Annotated in this window: 10 protein-coding genes; 4 read left to right on the forward strand and 6 right to left on the reverse strand. The window is 37.1% G+C overall.

Annotated elements, in window-relative coordinates; genetic code table 11:
- The first annotated feature begins 174 nt into the window (after positions 1 to 174).
- Positions 175 to 1,569, forward strand: coding sequence for an alanine/glycine:cation symporter family protein (locus ILA26_RS04785; RefSeq protein ID WP_292894702.1), 1,395 nt, complete (start codon positions 175 to 177; stop codon positions 1,567 to 1,569).
- A 118-nt stretch (positions 1,570 to 1,687) separates the two neighbouring features.
- On the opposite strand, the gene ILA26_RS04790 is transcribed toward ILA26_RS04785, so the two are convergent.
- The 4 genes from ILA26_RS04790 to surE form a co-directional block, all read right to left on the reverse strand.
- Complete coding sequence (locus ILA26_RS04790) at positions 1,688 to 2,872, reverse strand: coenzyme F420-0:L-glutamate ligase (protein WP_292894705.1); 1,185 nt, start codon at positions 2,870 to 2,872, stop codon at positions 1,688 to 1,690.
- 302 nt (positions 2,873 to 3,174) lie between these two features.
- Positions 3,175 to 4,371, reverse strand: a complete 1,197-nt coding sequence (locus tag ILA26_RS04795; RefSeq protein WP_292894707.1) for a cytosine permease — start codon at positions 4,369 to 4,371, stop codon at positions 3,175 to 3,177.
- 18 nt (positions 4,372 to 4,389) lie between these two features.
- On the reverse strand, positions 4,390 to 5,235 hold the full coding sequence (locus ILA26_RS04800) for a pyridoxamine kinase (protein WP_292894710.1): 846 nt from the start codon (positions 5,233 to 5,235) through the stop codon (positions 4,390 to 4,392).
- 177 nt (positions 5,236 to 5,412) lie between these two features.
- A complete protein-coding gene (gene surE, locus ILA26_RS04805; protein ID WP_292894713.1) occupies positions 5,413 to 6,231 on the reverse strand; it encodes a 5'/3'-nucleotidase SurE in 819 nt (272 codons plus the stop codon).
- 118 nt (positions 6,232 to 6,349) lie between these two features.
- Here surE and ILA26_RS04810 point away from each other — a divergent pair, with 118 nt between their 5' ends.
- A complete protein-coding gene (locus tag ILA26_RS04810; RefSeq protein ID WP_292894716.1) occupies positions 6,350 to 7,447 on the forward strand; it encodes a radical SAM protein in 1,098 nt (365 codons plus the stop codon).
- Between the two features lie 52 nt (positions 7,448 to 7,499).
- Here the strand turns inward: ILA26_RS04810 and ILA26_RS04815 are convergent, their stop codons facing one another.
- A complete protein-coding gene (locus ILA26_RS04815) occupies positions 7,500 to 8,459 on the reverse strand; it encodes a cysteine synthase family protein (RefSeq protein ID WP_292894719.1) in 960 nt (319 codons plus the stop codon).
- A 187-nt stretch (positions 8,460 to 8,646) separates the two neighbouring features.
- Here ILA26_RS04815 and ILA26_RS04820 point away from each other — a divergent pair, with 187 nt between their 5' ends.
- Both ILA26_RS04820 and ILA26_RS04825 read left to right on the forward strand, forming a co-directional pair.
- Entirely contained in the window at positions 8,647 to 9,330 is a 684-nt protein-coding gene (locus ILA26_RS04820; protein WP_292894722.1) for a hypothetical protein, read from the forward strand.
- 5 nt (positions 9,331 to 9,335) lie between these two features.
- Positions 9,336 to 10,136: a tetratricopeptide repeat protein gene (locus tag ILA26_RS04825; RefSeq protein WP_292894725.1), complete on the forward strand. Its 801-nt coding sequence runs from the start codon at positions 9,336 to 9,338 to the stop codon at positions 10,134 to 10,136.
- Positions 10,137 to 10,178: 42 nt separating this feature from the next.
- On the opposite strand, the gene ILA26_RS04830 is transcribed toward ILA26_RS04825, so the two are convergent.
- Positions 10,179 to 10,386 (reverse strand): zinc ribbon domain-containing protein (locus ILA26_RS04830; protein ID WP_292894728.1); only part of this gene is annotated, 208 nt, incomplete at its 5' end.

The following is a 10,386-nucleotide window of genomic DNA, read 5'->3' on the forward strand; positions in this document are numbered from 1 at the left end:
CTTTTCATATAACAACTTATATACCTTTATAATAAATAGAGATTATCTAAGAGCATTTGGAAAGTAATACAATAATTTTTTAATTTTGCAAAAAAATTCTAAAAATTCAACAAACCCCCTTAAAAGTGCAATTCATCTCCCAGCTTAAAGAAGCCGGAGAATTCTTGCACAATAATGTTAAATGAAATTGATAGTGTCATATATTATCCGATTCTGATTATTGTCATGGCAATAGCGGGATTGTATTTTACTATAAGAACAAAAGGTGTACAGATAAGACTGTTTCCAGAATCAGTGCGACTTCTTTTGGAACTTTCCGGTGAAGACGGAGCAGTATCATCCCTACAGGCGATGCTGGTATCAACAGCTTCAAGGGTTGGTACATGTAACATCATCGGTGTTTCAACCGCAATATGTCTTGGTGGTCCGGGAGCGGTTTTCTGGATGTGGGTAATGTGTATAATTGGTGCCGCTTCAGCATTTGTTGAAAGTACCTTGGCTCAGATATATAAGAGAAAAGATGAAAATGGACAGTTCTATGGTGGTCCAGCATATTATATTGAAGAGGCTCTCCACAAGCCTAAACTGGCGGCACTGTTCTGCATATTCCTGATTGCAACATATGCAGTTGGATTCAACCTGTTATGTTCATATAACCTCCAGTCAACATTTATAGATTACTCATTCTATAATGCAACAACACCCGTGATTATTGGAGCAATATTGGCTATCTTAACAGGATATTGTCTTTTTGGCGGAGGAAAAAGAATCGTTAAGGTTACAAGTACCATTGTACCTTTAATGGGAGTTTCATATGTTATTATTGCATTAATTGTTATATTATTTAATTATGCAAACATTCCTGCCATGTTTGTTTTGATTTTCCAGAACGCATTTGATTTCCAATCCATTTTGGGCGGTGTTGCAGGATCATGTCTCGTTTACGGTATCAAAAGGGGACTGTTCTCCAACGAGGCAGGTGTGGGTTCAGCTCCAAACGCTTCAGCTTCAGCTAACGTTTCACACCCTGCAAAACAAGGACTTGTTCAAACATTGTCAGTATATATTGATACACTTCTTTTATGTACTGCAACAGCATTGATGTGTCTTTCAACAGGCGTTGCAAGAGATGTTGCAGTTTCAGGTGCACCATACGTTCAAAATGCAATATTTACAATATTCGGCGCTGCTGGACCTATTTTCATTACAGTAGCTATGGTATTGTTCGCATTCACCACACTTTTAGGAAACCTTTACTATGTTAACAATGCATTGATTTACTTAAACGGAAGAAAGAAACCTTCTCAAATGTTCATGCGCATATTCTATGTCTGCGCTACAATAATCGTTTTTGTCGGTGCAATCATCCCTATGGATGCCGCTTGGGCTATGGCAGACATTACCTTGGGAGGAATGACATTGATCAACCTGCCTGTTTGTATACTTTTAGGTAAGGTTGCAATAGATTGTCTGAGAGATTACGAGAAACAGAAAAAATCCGGTCAAGACCCTATATTCACCGGTAAAAGCATTGGACTTAATGAAGAAGAATTGGATACTTGGAAATAGTATCATTAAAACAGAGTATTCTTGAGCTTTTGGCTTTGAGAATACAAATACTTTTTTATTTTTTGTGGCGTTTTTTTATAAATATTATTTTTTAAAAAAAGAATAAAGGTTTTGAAATTTAGTCGTTAGCTAAATTGTCAAAGTAACCTTGGATAAATATGACTGGTGTTCCCTTATCACCTGAACCGCTTGTAAGGTCACATAATGAACCGATTAAATCAGTCAATACCCTTGGAGTGGTTCCTTCGGTAATCATTTGACCGGTCAAGTCCTTATCCTTATGCTTTATTTCTTCCTTGATTGCTTCTTTTAACTCATCGCCTTTCAAGTCAGCAAACTTGTTGTCGGAAACGTATTTCAATTTGATTTCATTAGGTGTTCCAACCAATCCTGGTGTGTGAGCAGGTGAAACGACAGGGTCTGCCAATTCCCAGATGTGTCCTACAGGATCCTTGAATGCACCGTCACCGTAAACCATAACCTCAATCTGTTTGCCAGTCATGTCAATAAGCCTTTTTTGAACTTCCATGACCAACTTGTCACCTGTTTTTGGGAATAGTTTTAATTTTTCTTCAGTTGCCTTGTTTGATCCGAGCAATCCATAATCTGGATTGTATCCTGAATCTCCAATAGGTTCACTTAATACTTGGTATAATCCATATGCGTTAGCACCTAAGTCCTTAAGTAATTTCACGGTCTTTTCCCTTGTGTGAATGTCACATGCCAATACATCATTAGTGTAGTCAAGAATTGTTTTAACGTCATTTGAAAAGACAAATTCCACTTCACAGTCTTCGCTTTCAATCAGTTCACGGTAAAAGTCAACCATGTTGATTCCGGTGAACGGGTGAATCCATGAGCCGAAAGTCTCATTGTATTGCTCTTCGGTGATGACGCTTGCTAAATTGTATTCGCTTTCATCTAAAATCTGTTCGTCTAAAATGCCGTTTCCCACCTCATCAGCAGGGAATGATGTTAATAATGTAATCTTGTCCATTCCACGTGCAATACCTTTCAATATGATTGAAAAACGGTTCCTACTTAAAATAGGATTTACTACTCCAATCTCCTTTGATGGGAACTTGTTGACTAAATCCTCTGCAACATCATCGACGGTTACATAATTTCCTTCTGATATTCCAACAACCGCTTCAGTTATTGCAACAATGTCCTTATCTTTAAATTCAAATCCTTCGCTTTCCTTTGCAGCCATTAATGAATCTACAACAATAGTGGCCAAATCATCATTTTCCTTAATAATTGGTGTTCTTATACCACGTACAACAGTACCAACACATCTCATTTTTTCATTACTCCTATGGATTTAATAACCCATTTATTCTATATTTTTCAACTTATATAAAAGTTTTTTAAACAATATAGTTTAGGAAAAACAGTTTAATCAAAACATTGTTGCCCGCTGTACCAAAATAACTTATTGAATAATTGAAAAGTCATTCAATAATATGCATTGGAGTTGATTCATATTGCATTAAATGAATGGGAAAATCAAGTAAATAAAATAATTTTACATAATAATGGAAATGATTTTCATATATCTACATCACAAACCTAAAATTCATTAAAAATTAAAATTTGATTACATCAATCATTGTCATTCATATATGAGAGACTCTTTTTCAACATTATCCAAATGTATGCCAATGCTGCTGAAACGATAACCGCCAATAGAGTAGGGCCTAAAAATATTGAATCAAAACTTGCTGTTACTTGATAAACAATAAAACCCGCAAGCCATGAGAATATGTTCCACAACCATCTTCTGTTATCATTATCATCCTCTCCTAAATAGAATGAAACGACAAGCACCGCAGCCATTGGCGCAAACACTGAAGTGATCAAGTAAAGGAAGTTGATGTAATGGTCCATTATTCCTGAAATAGCAAGAATTGCACTTAAAACACTCACAACAACACCTGCATGTTTAGGATTCAGCTTGTTGAAAATCGCCTTTGCGGATTCCCCTGCGGAATTTGTTGCAAGGAAATTTGTTGTTACTGTTGAAAGCACCAATATCAACACTCCCTGAACTCCAAGACCCGCAAGAAGTATTGCCTGTGAAACGTCTGTTGTTCCCATTCCAACTATCTCTATGCCTATGAAATACATCCAAAGGCTAGCTATAGTGTAGGCTATTGCTGATACTGCAGTTGCCTTGCGAGGTTCATTCACATCTTTTGTATAGTCAGAAATCACAGGCAACCATGAAACCGGCATTGCAATTGATATTTCAAAAATGTTCCAGAAGTTCAACATGTTGGAATTTGCAATTGGGAATGAGTAATTCAATCCCATTCCAAACAGGTTGACGGTTAGCACTACTAAAAGCAATGTAAGGACAAACATCACTATGGTTGTCACTTTGGAGGAGCGCTGAAGACCTATATAAACCCAAATTGCAACAAGAGCTGCAAGAACTATTGATATTATTGGAAATGATATTCCCAAATTCAATCCCATCAATGCCTGTGTTCCTTGAGCGTTCAAAACGGCAACCCATGCAATCAGCTGCATCACGTTCAATGCAGCAAAAAACTTGGAACCGTAATTACCAAAGGTTGACTTGATGGTCTCCATTGCATTTACGCGAAGGCGTGCTCCAATGAGACCAACTAAAAATAGCAGTATTCCTCCTACAATATGACCCAATATTAAAGGGATCCATATTGAATTTATAGGTGCTGCTGAACCTATCTGGATTCCTGCGATAATTTCTGAAACGGAAATTGCAACTCCAAACCATATAATGGCATTTGTGAATAGTCCTGTTCGAGTTTCCATAGTATACAAAAATAAAAATTAGTATGATTTTAACAAATCATATAAATGTGGAATGGCCTGTTCGAATTTAACACCATATGTATGTGTCTCATCACCTATTGTCTTTTCAATAGCTATCTTTGTAAATTCTCCGGCAATTTTACATGCTGCCGCTGGAGACTTGCCACTCATGACAGAACCGACAAATGATGAGGCAAAAACGTCCCCTGTTCCATGGGACATGTAATTAACCCTGTCATTGTAAACCATTTCACAGGTTGATTCCTTCTTGTCCAATACAACCATTCCCAGCTCATTTTCCTTATGGGTGTCACCCTTTAGAATCACATGTCTTTTTGTGAAGTTGGTAAGCTCTTCTGCCATTTCCAACATTTCTTCATGGGAAAATTCCTCTTTCCATGGCCTGTGCAATATGTAACAAGCTTCTGTTGTGTTTGGAAGAACATAATCCCCCAATTTGCAGAGTTCACCCATTGCATCAGCAAATTCCTGGTCAAAACCATTGTAGAATTCACCATTGTCAGCCATTGCAGGATCTACAAATACTTTTCCACCAGGCTTTAATCTGGAATCAATGATATCCTTGATATAATCCAATTGCTCACTGGATGCAATGAATCCTGTGTATATCGCATCAAAATATATTCCTTCACTTTCCCAGTGTTTTCTGATGGCAGGCAAATCTTCAGTTAAATCCCTAACTGTATAATCTGTAAACCCTGAAGTGTGGGTTGACAATACTGCTGAAGGAAGAATTGCAGTTTCAATTCCAAAAGCGGAAACTACTGGAAGAGCAACAGTTATGGAACATTGCCCATAACATGAGATGTCTTGAATTGTTAATATTTTGATTGTATCATTCATTTTTTAACCTGTTTCAATTTAATAAAATATGTATTTAATATGTTATTTGATTAACTATATAAAGATTTTTAGCACATTATTGTACATTGAACTATTTATACTGCATTTAATGAAACAATATAGTGTTATATTAATTTTTAAGTTTATATGGTCACAAAAACTTTACATTAATTAGATTTAAAGCCAATCACCCAAATCCTCAAAGGTCATGTTTACGGTAAGGGGAGTCAAGCTAGGTCTTTTTTCAACAATCAATGCATATCCGTCACTGCCCTCATCATAATCCTTTACAAGATCTGATGCAACCATGACCAAGTCGTCACTTTCTTGATTGTTATCCAATTGATAGTTGAATATCTCAGACTTTTCCTCATTTGTGTTGTCGATGACTTTCTTATCAAGCATTCTAGGGGACAGGTGTGTTATCTTTACATCTTCACATTCATAGTTTGAGGGAACGTTCAGGTTGAAAAGGTCAACTCCTTCGGGAAATCCCTGTTCGATAATCCTTAATACAATGTCATGGAGAACCTTCTTTGCCAATGTGAAGTCATAATCAACATACCATTCACCGTTTTCATCCTGCTTGAATGAAGTTTTAGGATCCATGAATAATGATGATGCTATTGCAGGAATTCCAAGACTAACCGCCTCAAAAGCAGCGCAGACTGTGCCTGAAGAGGTGATGTCACAACTTATGTTAACTCCCTGATTTATTCCTGTGATGACCAAATCCGGCTTTTCATCCATCACATAATTGGCACCAACAATCACGGCATCAGCAGGACTTCCGGAAACAGAATATGCTTCACTTCCATCTTCAAGTTCACATTTATTGAGCTTCAAATGTTTGAATAATGATATGCGACGGCCTACACTGCTGTTGTTTTCATGGGGAGCGACAACCACAACATCAGCCAAATCTTCCACAGCCTGTTTTGCGGCCAATATCCCCGGCGCATGCACCCCATCATCATTGGATATTAGAATTTTCATAATGTTCATCCTTTTGTTTATGATTAATATTATATTATTGATGCAAGTAATTATATATTATTGTAAATAAAACCCATCAAACATCATTGCGACTGACATTAATAGAGAGGGAGATACAGTGGAGAATTTTGACATTCAGGAATATCTGGCAAAAGGTACTGAAAACATAATAAAAAATGCCATTTCAGCTACTTTTAGAAATCCTAAAGAGAGTATTTTTTTAGCCAAATTCATAAAAAACAGTCACAAGGCATCTAAAATCAGAAAGGAATATTCAAACGATGACCTTAACATTCCTGCCTTTTTAATTGCAAGCATCACCAGCAGATGCAACCTTCACTGTGCAGGATGCTATTCACGTGCAAATGATAACTGCAGCGATGAGATTGCCCAAAATCAGCTTACTGCGGATGAATGGGAAGACATATTCAGGCAATCAAAAGAGTTGGGAATAAACTTCATAGTTCTTGCGGGCGGCGAACCTCTGATTAGGGAGGATGTTATATTAAAAGCCTGTGATTTCCCGGAAATATTGTTTCCAGTATTCACCAACGGAACCCTTTTGAATGATTTCTACTTTGACTTGATAGACAATAACAGAAACATTGTTCCCATATTGTCAATAGAAGGTAATGAGAAACTAACAGATTCAAGAAGAGGTGAAGGCGTTTACTCACAACTCATTGAGTCAATGAACCACATGAAAGACAACAATCTCATTTTTGGCGCTTCCATTACAGTTACAAGCAAAAATCTTGACTATGCTTTTTCAGAGGAGTTCATCTCCAAGCTATATGATATGGGATGCAAGGTACTTTTCTTTATCGAATATGTTCCTGTTGATGTCAATGCAAAAGATTTGGCAATCTCGGACAAGCAAAGGGACTATCTTTTAAATGAAATCAATGAATTGAGGAAAAGCGATCCGGACATGCTTTTCATGTCTTTTCCTGGCGATGAAAAGGAAAGTGGCGGATGCCTTGCGGCAGGACGCGGATTTTTCCATATCAATTCCCATGGCGGAGCAGAGCCTTGTCCCGCTTCCCCATATTCAGACATCAACGTAAAGGAAACATCCATTCTTGAAGCCCTTGAATCTGACTTGTTCAGGTCACTGAGAAGCAATGGCCTTTTGATGGATCATCATGAAGGCGGATGTGTGCTGTTCGAACATGAAAAAGAGGTTCAGGAATTGCTAAACAATGAAAAACAATAATATTTATTTTTTATAAAAAAAAGAAAGGATGAAATAATTTCAACCGTTTAGTTTAAAGGACTTCAAATCCTAGCAACTTAATCTTATTAGAAATCAAATCTGGGTTGTCATCGACTTCCTCAGACAATTTTGTTGTGATGTACTTCTTGTTGTCATCGGCAAAAACTGTGGCAATGTTTAAATCATCATTATCCATCAGCACGCCTGCAAGGAAGTTAGCTCCACTTGAGATTCCTATTCCCAATCCGAACTCTTTTGCTATTCTTTTTGACATGTTTATTGCATCACAATCATGAATGAGGACAATGTCGTCAATAACATCACGATCAACTATTTTTGGAATGAAATCATCGCCGATTCCTTCAATCATATGGCTTCCCTCTTCCATTCCCATCTTGAGTATAGATAATGTTGAAGGCTCCAATGCAAATACCTTGGATTCTGGATTGTTGGCTTTTAATCGTTTTCCTATTCCCATCAATGTTCCGCCGGTTCCAATTCCTGAGACAAAAGCGTTTACATGAGGTGCCGCATCGATTATTTCCTGACCTGTTGTGTTATATTGGGCTTCTACGTTCAATGGATTGTCAAATTGAAGCGGCCTGTATGCATCATTTTCCTTTGCGAATTCTTCCGCAAGCTCAAGCGCTTTTTTAAATCCGCCTTCCTCTTTTGATACCAGATGCACATGAGCGCCATACATTTCAATAAGGTTTCTTCTCTCAAGGGACACCCAATCAGGCATGAAGATATGGACATCATGGCCTAAAAGCGCACCTATTGCACTGAAGGAAATTCCAGTGTTTCCACTTGTGACTTCAACAATGCTTTGACCTTCAGCCAAATTGCCGTTTTTCCTTTCAGTTTCCAAGATATATAAAGCTATCCTGTCCTTAATGCTTCCGGAATAATTGTAATATTCAAGTTTTGAATATATGCTACTTGTTTTTCCTTCATATTCATAATCAATTTTTATCATTGGTGTATTGCCAATCAACTTCCCAATATTCATATCCTTCAATCCAATTCCATATAACTATAATATTATAATATAAGTACTTTTTATTATAAAATATTTTACTTATTTCCTATTTTATTTGTTTTAACAAGAGTCTTCAATTATTGATGAAGAAATATCTTTAAATACTTTTATAATGAACTACTAAATATTCATGAATAGGATATAGTAGGTGAAAAACTTGAAAAAATCTACAAAAATAATTATTATACTAATATTTTTATTAATTATTGGAGCAATTCTATATTCAGAATTCGGCAATTACAATGAGATAAAATACACTACACTTGGTAACACCAGCATAGGAACTGTAGAAGTGGGCATTTCAGGCAATGAGAATGCAACAAAATGTATTGCATTGATTACAGGAATACATCCAAGAGAAAAATTATCAATTGATCCTGAAATAGAAGCTGCCAAACAATATGGGAACGATGATGTGAAAATTCTACATTATAAGGTAACTGTCACACAAGACGCAGAGGATTACGAGAAAGGCCGTGCCAATGGGGAAAGCCTGGTCCATGATTATGTAAATCCCCATGTCACATCTTCCGATGCGGATGCAGTAATCATCAGCCATTCACATATCCCTACCTATGGTGAAGGATTCTACCTGGCCACCCCTGAAATGGACAATGCCTCTGTGGATATTGCAACCAAAATCAGCGAAACAAGTGACTTCAACTATTATCCTGTTACAGGCAATGAAACTTACAAGTCAACTTCTGCGGTTTTAGTTTCAAAACCTATAGCTCAAGCTGGATATCCCACATTTGTTTATGAAATCCCTGAAGACATTTGGGAGAGCACATCCACCGACAAGGCAAAGGAATTGTTCAATTTAATTGCTGAAAATATCTGATTAACATGAAAGAATATCTAAACATCGACAATAGCGGACAGACTACATTTAAGGTTTCAAAAACCTCCAGAGTAGAATATCTTATAAATGAAAATGATTATGAAGAGGCTTTAAGGGAAATCGACAAGCTATTGAAAGATGATGAAAACGCAGACAACCTGAATCTCAAGGGCATGATTCTGGATAAGCTATCACAATACAGCGCCGCTGTTGAATGTTTTGACAAGTCTTTGCAACTAGAACAATCAGATGAAACCATGTTCAATAAGGCCCAAACTTTATACGATTGGGCCAAAGTCACATTTTTCCCTGAAAACAATTATAATGATGCTCTTAGATTGATTGATGATGCACTGGATGTCCTTCCAGAAAGCTTCGATGCATCAGAATTCTATTTTTTAAGGGCTGAAATTCTTGAGGCACTGGAAGATCTTGTAGAATCACATAAGTCCTATCTCATTGCATATAAGCAATTTGACAAGCTCAAGGAGTTCGAATCCCAAACTGAATATCTTGAAAGCACCCCCGACACCCTTATTAACATAGTGGGTTGTGAATTTTACAATTACTCACCGGAAAGCGGATCAACCGTTAGTTTAGTTAAGGATTTGGAAAACGAGCATGACCCTGATGCAATAGCCATCCAGGTTGAAGGAAATACAGTGGGATATGTTGCTAACAGCGACTATACACTTATTGATGAGGTTAAAAGTGCCAGCAACATTAAAAACTCACTATCTGAAGATCAAAAGGCAGAAATACTCTTTGTTTACTTTGGAGAATATGTGATTGCAAAGTTGCTCTGAATATTTTTTTGAACCTCTCCAGCTTATAGAAGCTGGAGATTCTTAGGCCATACCTATTGTTTTGTCAAGGCCTTTCCATTCGTAATAATATTCGAATTTGTCTTGACCGATAGGTATGAAATCTACTAAGCATAGCACCATTGAACCAGTGGCGCGTAGAGCTTCGTCTAAAATATTTTTTGCAGCATTAACATCCCTTTGAAGCATGCTATGGCAGTGAGGGCATTCCCATTCTCTTTCATCACGACCC

The sequence above is a fragment of the Methanobrevibacter sp. genome, from assembly GCF_017940815.1.
GTDB lineage: Archaea > Methanobacteriota > Methanobacteria > Methanobacteriales > Methanobacteriaceae > Methanocatella.